This window comes from Pseudomonas sp. GL-R-19, assembly GCF_019956375.1.
Taxonomy (GTDB): Bacteria; Pseudomonadota; Gammaproteobacteria; order Pseudomonadales; family Pseudomonadaceae; genus Aquipseudomonas.
This window is the reverse complement of sequence record NZ_JAHBDJ010000066.1, coordinates 200,444-215,596: the sequence shown is the minus strand read 5'-3', so window position 1 is coordinate 215,596 and position 15,153 is coordinate 200,444. Positions and strand designations below refer to the sequence as shown.

The 15,153-nt window shown below is 54.5% G+C and carries 21 protein-coding genes; 13 read left to right on the top strand and 8 right to left on the bottom strand.

The features are described from left to right. The first annotated feature begins 37 nt into the window (after nt 1-37). The gene (locus KGA83_RS26440; RefSeq protein ID WP_108216720.1) at nt 38-502 is read left to right on the top strand and encodes a CopD family protein; all 465 of its coding nucleotides are present in this window, start codon (nt 38-40) and stop codon (nt 500-502) included. A 220-nt stretch (nt 503-722) separates the two neighbouring features. Here KGA83_RS26440 and KGA83_RS26435 read toward each other — a convergent pair whose 3' ends face one another. The 4 genes from KGA83_RS26435 to KGA83_RS26420 all read right to left on the bottom strand — a co-directional run bounded on the left by KGA83_RS26435 (nt 723) and on the right by KGA83_RS26420 (nt 3,397). Then, the gene (locus tag KGA83_RS26435; protein WP_223531217.1) at nt 723-1,481 is read right to left on the bottom strand and encodes a collagen-like protein; all 759 of its coding nucleotides are present in this window, start codon (nt 1,479-1,481) and stop codon (nt 723-725) included. Then, nucleotides 1,474-1,752, bottom strand: a complete 279-nt coding sequence (locus KGA83_RS26430; protein ID WP_108216718.1) for a DUF1145 domain-containing protein — start codon at nt 1,750-1,752, stop codon at nt 1,474-1,476. Before KGA83_RS26430 ends, KGA83_RS26435 begins: the two co-directional genes overlap by 8 nt. 148 nt (nt 1,753-1,900) lie before the next feature. Continuing rightward, the gene (locus KGA83_RS26425; protein WP_223531216.1) at nt 1,901-2,611 is read right to left on the bottom strand and encodes an OmpA family protein; all 711 of its coding nucleotides are present in this window, start codon (nt 2,609-2,611) and stop codon (nt 1,901-1,903) included. 90 nt (nt 2,612-2,701) lie between these two features. Continuing rightward, nucleotides 2,702-3,397 (bottom strand): OmpA family protein, encoded by a 696-nt coding sequence (locus tag KGA83_RS26420; protein ID WP_108216716.1) that lies wholly within the window; start codon nt 3,395-3,397, stop codon nt 2,702-2,704. Between the two features lie 189 nt (nt 3,398-3,586). Between KGA83_RS26420 and KGA83_RS26415 the strand changes: the two genes are divergently transcribed. The 6 genes from KGA83_RS26415 (at nt 3,587) to KGA83_RS26390 (ending at nt 9,566) form a co-directional block, all read left to right on the top strand. After that, nucleotides 3,587-4,084: a DUF6231 family protein gene (locus KGA83_RS26415; protein ID WP_108216715.1), complete on the top strand. Its 498-nt coding sequence runs from the start codon at nt 3,587-3,589 to the stop codon at nt 4,082-4,084. 4 nt (nt 4,085-4,088) lie between these two features. After that, nucleotides 4,089-4,562 (top strand): YchJ family protein, encoded by a 474-nt coding sequence (locus KGA83_RS26410; RefSeq protein WP_223531215.1) that lies wholly within the window; start codon nt 4,089-4,091, stop codon nt 4,560-4,562. A gap of 20 nt (nt 4,563-4,582) precedes the next feature. Beyond that, entirely contained in the window at nt 4,583-6,283 is a 1,701-nt protein-coding gene (locus KGA83_RS26405) for a recombinase family protein (protein WP_223531214.1), read from the top strand. Between the two features lie 552 nt (nt 6,284-6,835). Beyond that, complete coding sequence (locus KGA83_RS26400) at nt 6,836-7,159, top strand: hypothetical protein (protein WP_223531213.1); 324 nt, start codon at nt 6,836-6,838, stop codon at nt 7,157-7,159. Nucleotides 7,160-7,797: 638 nt separating this feature from the next. Continuing rightward, a complete protein-coding gene (locus KGA83_RS26395) occupies nt 7,798-8,427 on the top strand; it encodes a hypothetical protein (RefSeq protein WP_223531212.1) in 630 nt (209 codons plus the stop codon). Nucleotides 8,428-9,350: 923 nt separating this feature from the next. Next, nucleotides 9,351-9,566 (top strand): hypothetical protein, encoded by a 216-nt coding sequence (locus tag KGA83_RS26390; RefSeq protein WP_223531211.1) that lies wholly within the window; start codon nt 9,351-9,353, stop codon nt 9,564-9,566. Between the two features lie 91 nt (nt 9,567-9,657). Here the strand turns inward: KGA83_RS26390 and KGA83_RS26385 are convergent, their stop codons facing one another. After that, nucleotides 9,658-10,059, bottom strand: a complete 402-nt coding sequence (locus KGA83_RS26385) for a hypothetical protein (RefSeq protein WP_223531210.1) — start codon at nt 10,057-10,059, stop codon at nt 9,658-9,660. Nucleotides 10,060-10,438: 379 nt separating this feature from the next. Here KGA83_RS26385 and KGA83_RS26380 point away from each other — a divergent pair, with 379 nt between their 5' ends. Further along, nucleotides 10,439-10,666 (top strand): hypothetical protein, encoded by a 228-nt coding sequence (locus KGA83_RS26380; protein WP_223531209.1) that lies wholly within the window; start codon nt 10,439-10,441, stop codon nt 10,664-10,666. A gap of 113 nt (nt 10,667-10,779) precedes the next feature. Further along, on the top strand, nt 10,780-11,400 hold the full coding sequence (locus tag KGA83_RS26375) for a recombinase family protein (protein WP_223531208.1): 621 nt from the start codon (nt 10,780-10,782) through the stop codon (nt 11,398-11,400). A gap of 290 nt (nt 11,401-11,690) precedes the next feature. On the opposite strand, the gene KGA83_RS26370 is transcribed toward KGA83_RS26375, so the two are convergent. Together KGA83_RS26370 and KGA83_RS26365 are read right to left on the bottom strand one after the other, a co-directional pair. After that, on the bottom strand, nt 11,691-12,230 hold the full coding sequence (locus tag KGA83_RS26370; protein WP_223531207.1) for a hypothetical protein: 540 nt from the start codon (nt 12,228-12,230) through the stop codon (nt 11,691-11,693). 98 nt (nt 12,231-12,328) lie between these two features. Further along, nucleotides 12,329-12,784, bottom strand: coding sequence for a hypothetical protein (locus tag KGA83_RS26365; RefSeq protein WP_223531206.1), 456 nt, complete (start codon nt 12,782-12,784; stop codon nt 12,329-12,331). Nucleotides 12,785-12,840: 56 nt separating this feature from the next. Here KGA83_RS26365 and KGA83_RS26360 point away from each other — a divergent pair, with 56 nt between their 5' ends. The 4 genes from KGA83_RS26360 (at nt 12,841) to KGA83_RS26345 (ending at nt 14,405) form a co-directional block, all read left to right on the top strand. Further along, nucleotides 12,841-12,990 (top strand): hypothetical protein, encoded by a 150-nt coding sequence (locus KGA83_RS26360; protein WP_223531205.1) that lies wholly within the window; start codon nt 12,841-12,843, stop codon nt 12,988-12,990. 37 nt (nt 12,991-13,027) lie between these two features. Beyond that, on the top strand, nt 13,028-13,282 hold the full coding sequence (locus KGA83_RS26355) for a DUF1652 domain-containing protein (protein ID WP_223531204.1): 255 nt from the start codon (nt 13,028-13,030) through the stop codon (nt 13,280-13,282). 419 nt (nt 13,283-13,701) lie between these two features. Next, complete coding sequence (locus tag KGA83_RS26350; RefSeq protein ID WP_108216713.1) at nt 13,702-14,196, top strand: LEA type 2 family protein; 495 nt, start codon at nt 13,702-13,704, stop codon at nt 14,194-14,196. Beyond that, nucleotides 14,193-14,405 (top strand): SEC-C metal-binding domain-containing protein, encoded by a 213-nt coding sequence (locus KGA83_RS26345; RefSeq protein WP_108216712.1) that lies wholly within the window; start codon nt 14,193-14,195, stop codon nt 14,403-14,405. Before KGA83_RS26350 ends, KGA83_RS26345 begins: the two co-directional genes overlap by 4 nt. A gap of 162 nt (nt 14,406-14,567) precedes the next feature. On the opposite strand, the gene KGA83_RS26340 is transcribed toward KGA83_RS26345, so the two are convergent. Further along, nucleotides 14,568-15,125 carry a cysteine hydrolase family protein gene (locus tag KGA83_RS26340; protein ID WP_108216711.1) on the bottom strand — a complete coding sequence of 186 codons (558 nt, stop codon included), beginning with the start codon at nt 15,123-15,125 and terminating at the stop codon, nt 14,568-14,570. Nucleotides 15,126-15,153: the final 28 nt, after the last annotated feature.

The following is a 15,153-nucleotide window of genomic DNA, read 5'->3' as shown; positions in this document are numbered from 1 at the left end:
CCCCGCTAATGAATACCGCGCAGAACGGAGTAACCCAATGACACCTTTTAGCCTCATCTATAGCCTGCATGTACTGGCGGCCCTGGTCTGGGTCGGCGGCATGTTTTTCGCCTGGATGGTCCTGCGCCCCGCGGCGATCACGGCGCTGGAGGGCCCTGCCCGGCTGAAGCTGTGGGTAGAAGTGTTTCAAGGTTTTTTCCGCTGGGTCTGGGTGGCGGTGGTGCTGTTGCCGGTCAGCGGCGTGGGCATGCTGAATTTGCACTTCAACGGTTTTGAAACCGCACCGCGCTATGTACAGGTGATGATGGGTTTGTATGTGGTGATGACGGCGTTGTTTATCCGCATTCAGGCGCTGATGCTGCCGGAACTGCGCACCGCCGTGACCGGGCAGGACTGGCCCGCGGGGGCCAGTGTACTTGGACGGATTCGCCGCTTGGTGGGTATCAATTTGTTAGTGGGGTTGGCGGTGGTGGCGATAGCGGCGGCTCGGCCGATGTTTTGAAGTAACTCTGGCCTGAGAGGTGGTTGTGGCGAGGGAGCTTGTCGGAGCGCCGCATCGTCCCGCTGGGTTGCGAAGCGACCCTAAAACTGGCGACCACGTTTTTTCAGAAAATAAGTGGTGACCGTTTTTACGACTGCTTCGCAGTCGAACGGGACGGTGCGGCGACCCGACAAGCTCCCTCGCCACTGGAAATCAATTGCCACATACTTCCTGGCGAGATTTACAACCGCTGCACCGTCACCGAACCCGCCGCACCTTCAGCTCCCGGCTGTCCATCGGTGCCAGGTTTACCGCTCTTGCCGCCATCGGCCTTGTAAATCAGGCAGCCCTTGGCCTTGCCACCCGCGCCCGGCTTGCCGCCCGGGCCGGCCAGGCCACCGGCACCGCCGGCCACCTGAACCTTGATCCGGTCTGTCGGGTAGTCGTGCGGCACTGCCAGTTTAACCAGAGCCCCCGGAGCCCCTGGCTGGCCGTTGCTGCCGTCACTGCCATCGGCACCGCGACCGGCTTGACCCCAGGTGCAGCCCGGTTCCTGGCCGTTGGCCCCATCGAGACCAATAAACCCCGGTGCGCCCGCACCACCACGAGCATCAACGATCAATTGCGGTGCGTTCAGGGCCTTGATCTGCAAATCAAGATTGCGTCCGGATCGGGCGGCCTTCTGATAGGTTCCGGGTGCGCCACGGGCGGTGATCTGACTGCCTTCGGACAAATCAGCGCGACGGACCTTCAGGGCCAGCGCCTGCTCCCCCGGCACGATGGCAATGCGCGCTTCACGCCCCAGATGCAATTCACCCACGGTGACTTCGGTCACGTTCGAGGGAATCAGCAAGGTGCCGTAATCGGCCACTTCCAGGCGTTCCAGTTGCAGAGTGCTGGCGGTGTTGGGCAAGCGCATCAGCGAGTTGGGTTCGACACTCACCACCTGTGCGCTGGCCAATGGGCTGATGAGTGCGGCGAGCAGACAGAGTTTACGCATGGGAAGCCTTCGAAGCGGTGGGGGCTGGAATGGTTTGCAGATGGAATACGCCGAAAATGACGATCTTCAGACGGTCAAGCCAGGGATGGGCGCGACCCCGGAGGCTGCGATAGCACAGCAACGCTTCCAGAAGATGGATGAACCCCAACAGGCCGCCGGCCAGATTGACCAACGGGTGCAGCGGAAAGACGAACGGTGTGAGCAGATTGACCAGCACTACTGACCAGAACAGTAAGGTCAGTAACCGCCCCAGTCCCCATAAGACTTTCATACGCGCCCCCAATGAGAATTATTGTTTGCGCGAACAGTAACGGCTTCCACGCGGGATAAGCCAGAGGGCAACGGAAAAATCTTCATGCAGGCCGCCGAACGGCCGTCGCACCGCTCACAAATGTCGCCCGACGGCTCTATCTCATGGCTCAGCGGTTTATATGCAGATCCACGCGACGGTTTTTCGCACGGCCTTCTTCTGTTTCGTTGTCGGCAATCGGTTGGCTCGCGCCGTTGCCTTCGCTGGTGACTTTGTTCGGCGCCACACCCTGGCTTAACAAGTATTCCGCCACGCTGCTGGCACGTCGCTCCGACAAGGTCTGGTTATAGGCATCCGAACCGACGCTGTCGGTATGGCCGACCACTTTGATGCTGACCACATCGGCATCCTCGAACTTGCTCATCAACGCGTCCAGTTGACTCTTCGCCGTCGGGGTCAGGTCGGATTGATTGAAGGCAAACAGTACGTCATCGCTCAGGGTGATGACTTCGGATTGCGCAGGCTCGGCCTGGACGCTGTCCGGGTACTGCGGCGCCGGGCAACCGCGATGGTCGACCGGGGTATTGGCGGGAGTATCAGCGCAACGGTCACGTCGGTCGAAAACGCCGTCGCCGTCTTCGTCGCCATCCTGGGCATAGCAGATCAAGCCGCCAGACAAGATACCCAGCGCCGCCCCACCCGCGGCCCAAGCGCCACTCTCGATTGCGCCCAGGCCACCACCGACCAGGCCACCGATCACGCTGCAAATTGGCCAGGTGCGTTGATTGAGGGGGGCACTGCCATCGCTGTGGGTGGCGCAACCGGTCAAGAGGCTGCCAAGTAGCAGAACCGGCAAGACGGTCCTTGTGAGAACGATCATGTTGAAAGCTCCTGTGTCACCGGCCAATACCGGTCACACAGGAGTAAAGACCCGCATCCGCGACTGCACAAGGCGCGGACCCGGGGGGGCTTAACGCTGGATTTTGATTTCGGTACGACGGTTCTGTGCACGGCCGTCAGCGGTTTTGTTGTCCGCAACTGGCTGGCTTTCACCGGCACCGACAACCGACACGAAGTTGCTGCGAGGTACGCCTTGCCCGATGAGGTATTCAACCACCGAGTGGGCGCGTTTATCCGACAGTTTCTGGTTATAGGTGTCACTGCCCACGCTGTCGGTATGGCCGGTTACGGTCAGTTGAGCAGTAGGGGCCTCGGCTTTCAAGCGAGTGGCAATCTTGTCGAGTACCTGTTTATCGGACGAGGTAAGCGTGGCTTTATTAAACTGGAAGTGAACATCGCGGATGACGATGGTTTCTTCCTGGACTACAGCCACTTCTTCGACCACAGGTGCAGGTGCAGGTGGTGGGCAACCGTTGGCATCGACCTTAACGCCTTTTGGCGTGCCTGGGCACTTGTCGCGACTGTCTGGCACACCATCGCCGTCTTCGTCGCCATCACCATGAACCCAGCAATAAGCCGCCGCCGTACCGCCGACGAGCAGAGCACCATACCCTGCCCATGCCGAGCTTTCGGTCGCACCGAGGCCCGCACCCACGACACCACCGACCGCCGCACAGGTCGGCCAGTCGGTTTTCTGCAAACCTGCGCAACCAGTCAAGACACTGGTTAGCAGAACCAAGGGTAATGCTGTCCGTACTATGCTCATCTAGTTTTCTCCTGAGGGATCGGCTTAAAACCGATTCAGGTAGTAAAGACCCGAGTTTTAATCTCCGCCAGCAATAGGCCATGCTGTTTATTCGTGTATTAACGACAGGTTGATGCTTTTGTCGCCCGGCCGCTCTAGGCCCGAACGTTCGGTCAGGCTAGTCTTGGCAGATCTGATTGAGGATCTTCGATGATTGCAGGTATTTCTTCACGCACGCCGCAGCAGGCACTGGCCGCTTTGCTTGACCGATATGCCCCCGCGCGCCTGTTGTTGATCGGCGCCAGCGAGTTCCCGGCGCTGGAGGCTTTCAAGCTCGCTCACCCGGACAGCAGCGTCGCTTTCGCTGCCCCCGGGCCGTTGCCCGACGAGTTGGCGGCCCGCCGATTCGACCTGGCCCTGGTGGTCGATTGCCTGGAGCATTTGCCCAAGCGCAACGGCCTGAATCTGCTGGGCGGCATTCGCAACCTCAACGCCAGCCGCATCGCCGTGTTGGCGGATCTGTCAGCGTGTGGTTGGCAGGAAACCGACTTTTTCTCCCTGGCCCTGCAAGCCAGCGAACGCTTTCAACGGGACGAACAGGTCTTGACCCTGTTCACCTACGATCTGCTTGAATACAAACAAGTCCCTGACTGGCTCAATTCGCGCTTCTGGGCCAATCCGGAAAACTTCGGGAAATACTGGTGGTAATGCAATGAGTACACCCATTTGCCCTTGCGGCAGCGGCACCCTGCTCGACGCCTGCTGCGGTCACTACCATGCCGGGCACCCGGCGCCGTGCGCCGAAGCCTTGATGCGCTCGCGCTACAGCGCCTACGTGCTGGGGTTGGTCGACTATCTGGTGGCCACCACCCTGCCCGCCCAACAGGCCGGCCTGGACCGTCAATCGATCAGCGACTGGAGCGCGCAAAGTACGTGGCTGGGCCTTGAGGTGGAAAGCTCCGAAGTGCTGGGCGGCCAGCCTGAACACGCTTTCGTGACCTTCACTGCACGCTGGCACGACAGTAATGGCGAGCACAGCCACCGCGAGCGTTCGTCATTTGTGCAAAACACCGGGCGCTGGTATTTCATCGACCCCACCGTGCCGCTCAAGCCCGGACGCAATGACACCTGCCCATGCGCGAGTGGGCAGAAGTTCAAGAAATGCTGCCATAATTACCTACCATAGAGTTTCGGGTAGGTCGCATCATGGGTAAGGTCTTCAGCTACATCCGCTTCAGCAGCGAACGCCAGTCAGCAGGCGACAGTTACGCAAGGCAGGTGAAAGCTGCTAAGAAGTTTTGCGATGAAAACAACCTTGAGTTAGCTGATCCTCGTGAATACCTTTTCTTTGATGCAGGCCGTTCGGCATTCAAAGGTAAGCACCTTGACGATACTGGCGAGTTGGCCCGGTTCCTGAGCTTCGTTGAAGACGGGACCATCCCACCGGGCAGCTATCTTGTCGTCGAATCGCTGGACCGCCTTTCACGTGAAAAGGTGAGGGACGCCCTTCCCCGCTTCCTTGATCTTCTGGCGAAGGGGATCAACGTCTACACCAGTGTGGACAAGCGCCTGTACACCAAGGACTACAACGAGATTGATCTGATCATCTCGATTATCTCGATGTCCCGTGCTCATGAAGAATCGGCACTCAAGGGCGGTCGGGTATCTTCAGCGTGGCGCAATAAACAGAAGGATGCCCGCACCACTGGCAAGCCCCTAGGGAAGCTTCGCCCGTTATGGCTCGACCTCACAGAAGACGGCAAGGAATACGTACTGAACCCCACCAACGTTGCAATCGTCCGCCGCATCTTCGAACTGTCCACCAAGGGCCACGGCTCTCGTGTCATTGCCGCAACATTGAATCAAGAAGGCATCCCCTCGTTCAGTGCTGGCAGGAAGAACTTCAGCGGCCTGTGGGGCTTTAGCACCGTGCGTCACATCCTCGGTAGCCGCGCAGTTTTGGGCGAGTATCAACCCCACATTTTCATCGACGGCAAGAGAACTCCAGACGGTGAGCCGATCAAGGACTACTTCCCCGCCGTGGTGACCGAGGATGAATACTACCTGGCCCATGCTGCCAGATCGTCCCGTAAGACCCACAGCATCACCAAGACCACCACCAACTTCAACGTGCTGGCTGGCATCCTCAACTGTTACGAATGCGGGGCACTCATGCACCTTCAAGGGCAGCGTGGGCGGAAATACTACAAATGCTCTAAGTCAATGAAGGGTATGTGTGGCGCAGGGATCATCAGTGCCCCACGCACTGAAGCAGTATTCAAAGAGATTTTAACCAAGGTCGATAGCCTGTCGTTGGTGCAAGACAGCTCAGGCAGTTTGCAGAAATCGCTTCAGATTCTTGAAGGTCGGATTGCAGAACTCAAGAGCAAGCAGGACGAAGCAGAAGCCTCGCACATTGAGCATCCATCTCGTATCAGTGCAAAACTTCTCCACGAATTGGAAGGCAGCATTGCCACGCTTGAGGCTGAACGCACAACCCTGACCGAGCAACTGACAGCGGACAAGGTGATGAGCAAGGAGAATTTCTTTGAGAAGCTTGACCTCGTTTCGTTCGAAGGTCGTGTAGCAGCGAACAACCTCATCAAGAGACTGGGCTTGCACATCTTTGTTAGCAAGCACGGCAGGACGGATGAGACGTATTGGGTTAGCAAGAGCAACGCCATCCCCACCCCATTCAGTGACGAAGCGGAAAACCTCCTGTTCTACCTGATGCACAAGGGCGCCAGCATCCGCTTTGAGGCGATGTATGACGAGTATGTTGACCTTCAGGTGGTCCAAGGTGAACTAACCGAGGTAGGTGCCATCCTTGCTAAAACTGACTCTTGGGATGAACTGCCTTCAGAAATCCTTGCAGCATTGAAAGCGCGTCATGGTGTGAAGGAATGATCGCTATGACAAAAAACCACGTTCATCGGATGAAAAATGAAGAAGTTCGTTGTCAGCTCGTACGCTAACCGTGCAACTGGATAGGGAACTTCTCAATCGTTTAACCAGTGTTCAAAACTCATCAAATGCCCCAAAAACGTCGGTAAAACCTGCACCAATTTCGTCAGACTCCAAGTACCCACTTCCGTCCAGCCCAGTGTTTACGGGCTTACATAGCTGTCTTGACTAAGCAAGACGCTTTCTCTCCCGCTCGAAACTGGTTTTGTCAATAAAGGATGACAGAAATACTAGTTGACTCGGCACCCATAAGTCCGTATATTGCCGACTCTCTTGAGCAAGCAACTCAAGAACATCCGGTGGGGGATATCCCACACGTCTAGCCCCGGGTGGGCTGATGATCAAGACCGCGATAGTCTGACAGTAAGCACTCATTGCCCTCCGCAATAATATGGAGAACTGGCACTGGGTATTTTTTATGTCTGCGATTTACCAAACAAATCAGGCACAACCCGAGAGGACGCCCTTTTAATGAACTGAACAAGGAGAAATAACATGCAAGTATTTAATGTCGCTACACCTGAAGTGAATACCACCGCTGAACTGATCGACCATTTCCGTGCTAATGGCGATCACGATATCGCCGATAATCTCCTCATTCAAAGTGGCTCATTGGAGCTCTGCTCTGATCAAAGTTATCACCACTCAGATGAGCGCCCCTCCGTCTTCGAAATGGAAAACGAGCTGGCATTCATTCGCCAGCATATGATCGCGTTAAAGACTCATCCCGAGATGGTCACGTCAGAACGCTCAGATGCTGTTATTCGAGCTCTTTATGCTCTGGCATACGATGCCTTGGAACAACTGGCTGACCGCTAGCAATTCCCAGAAAAAGCCTATCGACTTTAGTTGTCGAGTCGTACAGGCACGCTTGAAGTAATAAAGCATTATAACGCTGATCAGCCTAGCGAGTACTCCGCTGGGCGTGATTCGTCGCACCCAGGCAATAACGCCAAAGGCAAAACCAATATCCAGAGGTAAACGCCAACCCAAAACAACACAGGAGAAATATCAAAGTGTCGAACTACATCGTTATAGATAAAGAATCAAATCTGATCGTCAAGGTGATCACCTCATGCATCAAGCTGAGAGAAACTGCAAAGTATCGAATGGTACGAGTGTCCGAAGCCATTTTGGCTAAGTACTATAAGCGGGCCAGGTTGAAGTCCAGAAACGGCACACTGGTAGACGCCGGAGAGTTAGCGAACGTGAGCCCTGCGTTTTTGGAACTCTTACAGGTTCGTAGCTAACGATACTGTTTACTGACGCAAATCCATGTAAAAGAGCCTACCCCTACCTACCCTATGGGTTGGGTGTTTTTACATGGGTTTCAGCCAGTGGATACGGGGGTGTAATGGCCGAAATCAGGCAAAGCACACCCTCAAAAAATATTGAAATGAATGAGTCGGCAATACCGAGGTAACGCCAATGAAATGAATTTGAACAGGAGAATCATTATGAGTAACACGCCCCCCGCTACCCCCTCGAAAAACCTGATCACCGTTGATGGCTTTGTAGTAGACAAGCTCACGGGAGAAATTGTTAAACCATCGGTCTTTTCCACCCCAGCTGACTATCAACCGAATCTTCGCGACTGCCGAAGCGTGGACGACTTTGAACGCCACTTGAAGTTTGTTGATCGACGCAAATTACCTGCACATACCCTGCATCCACTGCGTGACGAAGTGGACCGTGCTCTTGGAGAATGGCGTCGTACTGGCGTTGACTGTCGGATCACAGTGCCTCAGCAACGCCTGCTTGAGCAACTGCATGGGCTTGTTCTCTATCGAAACGTCATCATCTTGCTTCTGGCTGACTTGGCGGCGAAGCTGGGAACGGTTGAATCGAACCTGATGAAAAAGTTGCGGGTCTTGGTGGATGCCAACATGCTAAGTGTCTACACGTCGCGAGACGGTAGCATCCGTAAGGGCGAGATCAAGCTGGTTGTGAACCCTCGGTTGATCTTCAGAGGCAGTGACAACACGCGGGAAGGGTACATCCGAGAGTGGTATCGCCCAGTTGGCAGTCTGCACCTTGAAGCGGTTAGCCCAGTTGGTGTAGCGGGCAACTTCGCTATAGTCGCGTAGTTCTCCCGTAAGTTTTTATAAAAAGTTACGCAAGAATTCGTCTGGAAGCACCGAAATACAAGGGGGTCGAGAAATTCCTATTATATAAAGGAGTTTCTTCGGCGACTACCGTCGAAGGAATTGCACGGTAAGCGACAGCTTACAAGTGGACTCCAGTGAAGGGACTTTACGACTGTATACCTTGTAGAGAGACGATAGCCTGAAGGTGTAGCTGGGAATATTGATACGTATGTATCCCCAGCAAGTGAAAATGTAAGCTGTCGCTTGAATGGTACTATCGTCAGCGTCGCTGACAGGGAATTACACTGAATGCTCACGCATTCGTCTTGCACAGTAAAGGAGATCAAAAGCAACAGCGAAGCTGGATTGTGGTTATGATTTGTTGTGTATGTGCAAGACCGGAAGGTCTATGGCGTTCCCGGCAATGAACGGCAGTTCATGGGTGTGGGCGGATTGATATATATCAATATATCCGCCAACTAACTGGGATGATTGAATTTCAAGCTGACGCTTGGTTGTGCAATAACGGCGAGCGACGCTCGAAGTGGACATGACGTAAGCTCCGCTTACCGGTGCTACTGGGAGGACCAACGGTGCAGGAGCGTTGATTACCCTCACAGCGGAGCTGTATGCATATTCCCGTGAGCCAGGCTCACAACAGTATTCCTGTGAACGACGTTCACAACGGTGTCCCTTTCTTGGAACTGGCGGATTGATGATAATCAATTATCCGCCCATCTGAAGAGAGTCAGCTTTTACGTGAAGTAGTACAAGGGCGAGGGAGCGGAGTTCCAAGGGCGAAGCACTCGTGTTAATCCCACCATAAAGGCGAGTTCCTACAGTGTGGTAAACTATTTCCGAATTCGAATAGTCGGATTCACTGAATGTTTACACGACTCTGTTTGTCTCTGAGGAAATACTTCATGTATGACGTGAATGTTGTTTATAGGTCGCTGCTGGCTCGCATCAACTGTGGTGAAACCTGCCTAATGGATCAGGATGTGATCGATCTAAAACAGTTGATCTTGTTCGGATTGGCAGAAGGTACGGATGCTGGGGCCGATGATAATGAAATCGGTGAGTACATCGAAGTTCGTATCACTGAGGCTGGTCGTCAATACTTGATCGCCCACGCCTAACCATCCCAAACAGGGTACAGCCGATGACTGACAATCAAAGGCTGTTCCGGGGCCGTGAACGGCAGTTCACAACTATGGCGACGTTAAGGCGTTACATCGTCTTGGGGCTGAAGCCCCGACCTACCCATCTGCAAACCAACCCGATTGCATAAAGCATCCCGCATGCAAGAAGCCAGAGGCAAGTTGAGGTTAGCCCTAGTGCCAGTTGTCTTGAGAAAAGCGTGGAAGGCTTCAGTCTGTAGTCTTCATCTTCTTGTGCGATGGCGAGTATCGCTTTATCAAGCGTATTGTTCTCATTGATAACGCCCGGAGAATAATCAGGGTAGTCGGTGGCGGTCTGCATTATCTGTAATTGCAGTTCATTCGATCTGACACTGAGCCTGTGCGACTCTTCATCCCTAGCGGTAGTGGGCCAAGCATCCATTGTCATCACAAACACTGCGATTCCCAGTCCAACACACGCAAGTACCCATACCCGTTGCCAACCATTCATCCCGTTCTCCTTGTCCATGTAGTTCAAGCCACTGTCCATGATGGCACCCAATCCAGACAGTGCTAGTGGAAACCTTGCGGAAACGTATGTAAAACCCTACCGAAACCCTACGCCCATCACCCGGTTGACCTGGAGCGACAAGGTCCGCCACCGCTGAAACCGCATTCCGTAAGAGCTGGTGGTCAAGGATTGCCAAGCAAGATGCGTATGTTGCTTCCAATTTGAGTTTTCTGCACGAAATTGGCGTGTTTCGTCCGTAGCTCTCAATTTCATGCGGTGTGTTGGCAGTTCTTCTCTCCGATCTGATGTGACCCACCAGATTCATGCAGACGCTCTGAGCTGGGCTAGGCTGTGAATCTCTCCATCAAGGATGATTGCCATGTCAGACCAGAACGAAGCCATAGCCAACGCCCTAGAGCTGCTGGTGATCAGCCAGAACGGCATTGGTGCTGCCATTGAAGAACTCGCCAAGTGGGTGGCTGAGCGGGGCTCTGTGGATGTTGCAGACAACGCCGTGACCGCATTGCAGGTGCTCGACTCCAATGCCGAAGGGATCGCCAGTGCCATCCGGGTGCTTCGTGGAGAAGGCTCATCAAACGACCGTTAAACGATGCCAGCAAAAGCGCCTCGAATTGGTATCATTAAACTAGCCTTGACATGAAGGTGATCCCTCTGTATCGTGATCCCACCTTAACCGATACCAGCAAGGAGCCGCCCACCATGTCCCGCACTTTCCTTTACGCACGTTGCTCCACCGCCAGCCAGTTCACCGAGAACCAAGTGCAGGAAGTGAAGAGTGCTGGTTTCGATGTGCAGGCGAGCAGGGTCGTCGAGGAGACGATTTCAGGCAGCATCTCAGCAACGGAACGCCCCGGCTTCCAGAAACTGCTAGATCGTATGGAGAGCGGAGATGTGCTGATTGTCACCAAACTTGACCGATTGGGTCGTAACGCCATGGATGTGCGTCAGACGGTTGAGCATCTGGCCTCGAATGGCATCCGTGTTCACTGCCTGGCTCTTGGTGGTGTAGACCTCACCAGTGCAGCTGGGAAGATGACCATGCAAGTGCTTGGGGCTGTGGCTGAGTTCGAACGTGATCTTTTGATCGAGCGTACACAAGCAGGTCTGGAGCGTGCCAAGAAGGAAGGTAAGAAGCTTGGTAGGCCGGAAGCTCAGTCAACCACTCGTGATGTTCTCGAACTCAAGGAGCAAGGGTGCAGTCAGTCTGAGGCAGCAGAGAAGCTAGGCATTGGCATTGCCACAGTGAAGCGTCACTGGAACAGAGTGATGGTGGTGAGCAAACCCACAGGGACATACGTTCTTGGTCAAGCTAAAGCCTAGAGCGTCAGCAGTCAGAAGGACGCAATCAACAAACACATTCCGTTAACGCAGTGCGAACAATCCACGGGGAAAGAAAGATGTTCACACAACACCGTTGCCACACCGCTCTTTAACAACTCGGAATGTTACTTTTGAAAAGCTCAGCTTTCTGGCTTGGCCGGTTGCACAGGGTTAAGTGATGCAGGTGAAAACCCTACTTTCCAGATGCCCCGTCCCTATTACTTTTCTGGCTTGGTTTTCCAGCTTCATAAACATGAGGCTGAAAAATTTGGCGCGGGATGGGATTCGAATCAGAAAACGGTCTTCCAAACCTCGACAGCAAAGTACCCCAAAAGCAGCAGTCCGGCACCTATCCCAAATGTGAGAGTCGGCACTAAGAACCACAACCACAGCTTGTTGATCCTGACATTGTGTGAGGATGAAGCGGCATCAATGATCTTCAAGACATTCGGCCCACGCACTGTCTTGAGAATCATTTTGTTGATGCGGTTGAGGTGCACTGTGCCCCACGTCATTTTGATCACTTCCCAAGAGATGAAAAGCAGTAGGGACAGGAGAGCAAGCAGGCCGCAGAGAGCGTACAACCAGTTTGGGAGCTTGGTTACCAGTGTGGACCAGAACGCAAAGTATCCTGCGTAACCAGCCACCATGATCAGGTTTGTGTAGTTGGTGGCATGCATCATCTGCTTTTCAGCCATCTGCATCATCATTGCAATGTCTTTGTCGCGCTCGCAGTCCTGCTGAAACTTCTTGATCTCGTTGATCTCTTCCGCCATCGAATTGACTGCATTCGCGACCGTCTCTTCCCAATTACCTTCAGTTCGCCTCATAACGCCCCCCGCTGTGGTTCGCACATCCTGCCAGAGCCAATAGTGCAACCACTGCCGCTATCCTTGTCTTCATGATGAATTCCTTGGTGTACGTCCTCTCAGTAACAGTTGGTATCAACTGTCTGACCATAAGCGGTCGAAGTGCAGTGCGTTTGCTTTGGTAGTGTGGCCGGCTGCTGAACTGGCATCACATACGCCTTCTGTTGTTGACTCTGCTGGTTTTGCAGGTTCAGAAAGAACGCTTGAGCCGCACGCTGCTTCTGATCCGCGCTTTGCGTTTGCTGGTCAGCGGCAATCTTCTTCAACTGGATACGGCAGTTCACGTATGCATCCGTACCCGGCTGAGCACCGAATGACTGGCATTCAGCATCATCGTTGTTCGCCTGATGCCCTTCAGCTACGGCAAGGTTCTTCAGGCTTTCCTGCCGGATGGCATAACCCTTGGTGCCGGGCAGGCAGTCGTCCCACGCAATGAACCCTGTTGCACAGTCCATCGGGTGATTGGCACACCCCGCCAGAGCCAACAGTGCAACCGCTCCAATCCATGCCTTCATGATCAATTCCTTGGTGTGTGCGTGGTGGCACGATGTTACACACAAGGAGTAATTTTATGAAAAAACTGATTGCAGGGCTCGCCCTGGCCCTGACTCTCACCACAGCGAACGCTGACGGCCTGATTCAGAACGCGGGCATGAAGCCGCCAGTGAGCGATGACGCACGCCCCCCCCCCACTTTGAATATCATTAGCTATTATTACTAGGTTAGATTCCATTCTCCTGTCCCTTTGGACGTGAGCCATGATCTCTACGCTTGAGCTTCGCCACATTATTGAATGTGGATTTCAGCCGCTCTCGTGCACCTGCTCAGTCAATCCGGATGGATCACTGACGATCAAGGTGTTCGATCCTACCTCTGGCCGAGTCGATCTCCTGGCCACCGCAGTCACGACAAGCCAACTGACGTCCAGCCGATCCATTGAAAATTTGATTGGGGCGCTTCGCTCTGAAATGGTAGCGCACCAAGCGACGGGCACGGTGGTGTTAGCGATATAGCAAAGGTTGTATCTCCTCGGATGATCGCATCTTCAAAAACCAACGTGAGTGCGATTCAGCCGCCAACCCTGCTCTTAGGAGAGGTTCTACTCCCACCGATCCGCCTGCAAGCCTTATTCCATAAGGGCTACAGCCATTTTCAGTGTGCAGGATCGTGATCATCCTCAACGAATTCTTCGCCATTCCAGCGAAGGTGCTGTGTGATTGGCGTAGCTTCGAACTCAGTCTGTGCAACAGCCAGCTATGATGTGATCGAAGACGCCTGAAACAACATGGTAGTTTTTTGTAGCAGCAAATGAAGAAGTGTTGCGCAGGCTATTTCAGCAGTTAGGACATGGAATGTCTGTTCACCCCCGCAGGAGCTGCCGAAGGCTGCGATCTTTTGGGTCTGGACCGGGGCTCAAGGGAGAAACACCACGATGATCATCCGCCACGGCGCACTCTATCTGCTGATGTTGTTCCTGACACTCGGACTCGGCGGCTGTACATCGTGGTTCGACGACGACTTGCCGGACCCCGAGGTCCATCTGGTGAAGATCGAGGTGGTCAGCGCCAAACTGCTGGAACAGAAATTCCTCCTGCACTTTCGCATCGACAACCCCAACGACAGCGACCTGACGGTGCGCAGTCTGGAGTATCGCGTTCACCTGGGTGACATACTGCTGGCCGACGGCGAGTACGAACACTGGTTCACCATCGGCCCCAGGCACAGCGCTTACTTCAAGGTGCCAATCCGCACCAACCTGTGGTCCAAGGTCCGTGATCTGGCCAAACTGCTGAAAAAATCCGATCAACCCATTCCCTATCGTCTGGATGGTGAACTGGAAACCGGTATATTCATCGCCCACTACGTGCACCTGGCGCGCAATGGCGTGATAATCGCCGCCGATTTAATTCCGGAGCAACACCGATGACCCAGCAACCCCACGTCCACGGCCCTGACTGCAACCACGATCATGATCATGACCATCACCACCATGATCACGACCACGGCCATGTCCACGGTCCGAACTGCGGCCACGCTCACCAGGAACCGGCGCGCAATGCCCTGAAAGACGTCGGCCGCAACGATCCGTGCCCATGCGGCAACGGCAAGAAATTCAAGAAGTGCCACGGCGCTTGATGCTTCGGGCGAAGGCTTGCTTCGCCTGTTGAATCGCCTTCGCGAGCAGACCTGTGCTGTGGATGCAGTTCCCTTGCACGCGATGGACTGTCAGTCGACATCTGTGTAGCTGACACACCATCGCGAGCAATCGAGCGTCGACCGGCTGCTCCTACAGGTTTTTCAGTCCGCCTTTAATACACATGCGGTGCTGACCACCGTCGCATACTCCCCCTGCAAATTCCCCAGCGACATCGCATGCACCTCTTCGGCGCTATGGACATGGCCGAAAAAGTCAGCCTTGTCGAAGGTAAAGCACGCATCCTCGGCCACCCAGGTATCAAAACCCAGGTTGCCTGCGCTACGCGCCGTGGATTCCACCGAGTTGTGGGTCGCGACACCCACGATGATCAATTGCCCGATCCCCGCCTCGCGCAACTCAGTCTCCAGCCCCGTCGAACAAAACGCATCAGGCACCTGTTTCTGGATCAAGCGTTCACCGGCCATGGGCTGAAACCGCTCCTGAAACTCCACCCCCGACTGCTGCGGCCAGAACACTGAGTCCTCCGAGCGGGACAGGTGCTGCACATGGATCACCGGCCGAACCGTGCGCCGCCAATGGTCGAGCAATTCCAGCATGCGCGCTTCAGCCTGAGGATTATTCCGGCGGCCGAGTCTGGGATGCAGGATGCCTTTTTGTTGATCAATGATGATCAGTGCCGCGTTTGTCTTGAGCTCCATGCCGGCTTTTCTCCAGGATTGTCGAGCG

What these genes read in the sequence shown, in the direction of transcription:
- KGA83_RS26440 (WP_108216720.1), top strand. Translation starts at nt 38, where the DNA reads ATGACACCTTTTAGCCTCATCTATAGCCTGCATGTACTGGCGGCCCTG.
- KGA83_RS26435 (WP_223531217.1), bottom strand. Translation starts at nt 1,481, where the DNA reads ATGCGTAAACTCTGTCTGCTCGCCGCACTCATCAGCCCATTGGCCAGC.
- KGA83_RS26430 (WP_108216718.1), bottom strand. Translation starts at nt 1,752, where the DNA reads ATGAAAGTCTTATGGGGACTGGGGCGGTTACTGACCTTACTGTTCTGG.
- KGA83_RS26425 (WP_223531216.1), bottom strand. Translation starts at nt 2,611, where the DNA reads ATGATCGTTCTCACAAGGACCGTCTTGCCGGTTCTGCTACTTGGCAGC.
- KGA83_RS26420 (WP_108216716.1), bottom strand. Translation starts at nt 3,397, where the DNA reads ATGAGCATAGTACGGACAGCATTACCCTTGGTTCTGCTAACCAGTGTC.
- KGA83_RS26415 (WP_108216715.1), top strand. Translation starts at nt 3,587, where the DNA reads ATGATTGCAGGTATTTCTTCACGCACGCCGCAGCAGGCACTGGCCGCT.
- KGA83_RS26410 (WP_223531215.1), top strand. Translation starts at nt 4,089, where the DNA reads ATGAGTACACCCATTTGCCCTTGCGGCAGCGGCACCCTGCTCGACGCC.
- KGA83_RS26405 (WP_223531214.1), top strand. Translation starts at nt 4,583, where the DNA reads ATGGGTAAGGTCTTCAGCTACATCCGCTTCAGCAGCGAACGCCAGTCA.
- KGA83_RS26400 (WP_223531213.1), top strand. Translation starts at nt 6,836, where the DNA reads ATGCAAGTATTTAATGTCGCTACACCTGAAGTGAATACCACCGCTGAA.
- KGA83_RS26395 (WP_223531212.1), top strand. Translation starts at nt 7,798, where the DNA reads ATGAGTAACACGCCCCCCGCTACCCCCTCGAAAAACCTGATCACCGTT.
- KGA83_RS26390 (WP_223531211.1), top strand. Translation starts at nt 9,351, where the DNA reads ATGTATGACGTGAATGTTGTTTATAGGTCGCTGCTGGCTCGCATCAAC.
- KGA83_RS26385 (WP_223531210.1), bottom strand. Translation starts at nt 10,059, where the DNA reads ATGAATGGTTGGCAACGGGTATGGGTACTTGCGTGTGTTGGACTGGGA.
- KGA83_RS26380 (WP_223531209.1), top strand. Translation starts at nt 10,439, where the DNA reads ATGTCAGACCAGAACGAAGCCATAGCCAACGCCCTAGAGCTGCTGGTG.
- KGA83_RS26375 (WP_223531208.1), top strand. Translation starts at nt 10,780, where the DNA reads ATGTCCCGCACTTTCCTTTACGCACGTTGCTCCACCGCCAGCCAGTTC.
- KGA83_RS26370 (WP_223531207.1), bottom strand. Translation starts at nt 12,230, where the DNA reads ATGAGGCGAACTGAAGGTAATTGGGAAGAGACGGTCGCGAATGCAGTC.
- KGA83_RS26365 (WP_223531206.1), bottom strand. Translation starts at nt 12,784, where the DNA reads ATGAAGGCATGGATTGGAGCGGTTGCACTGTTGGCTCTGGCGGGGTGT.
- KGA83_RS26360 (WP_223531205.1), top strand. Translation starts at nt 12,841, where the DNA reads ATGAAAAAACTGATTGCAGGGCTCGCCCTGGCCCTGACTCTCACCACA.
- KGA83_RS26355 (WP_223531204.1), top strand. Translation starts at nt 13,028, where the DNA reads ATGATCTCTACGCTTGAGCTTCGCCACATTATTGAATGTGGATTTCAG.
- KGA83_RS26350 (WP_108216713.1), top strand. Translation starts at nt 13,702, where the DNA reads ATGATCATCCGCCACGGCGCACTCTATCTGCTGATGTTGTTCCTGACA.
- KGA83_RS26345 (WP_108216712.1), top strand. Translation starts at nt 14,193, where the DNA reads ATGACCCAGCAACCCCACGTCCACGGCCCTGACTGCAACCACGATCAT.
- KGA83_RS26340 (WP_108216711.1), bottom strand. Translation starts at nt 15,125, where the DNA reads ATGGAGCTCAAGACAAACGCGGCACTGATCATCATTGATCAACAAAAA.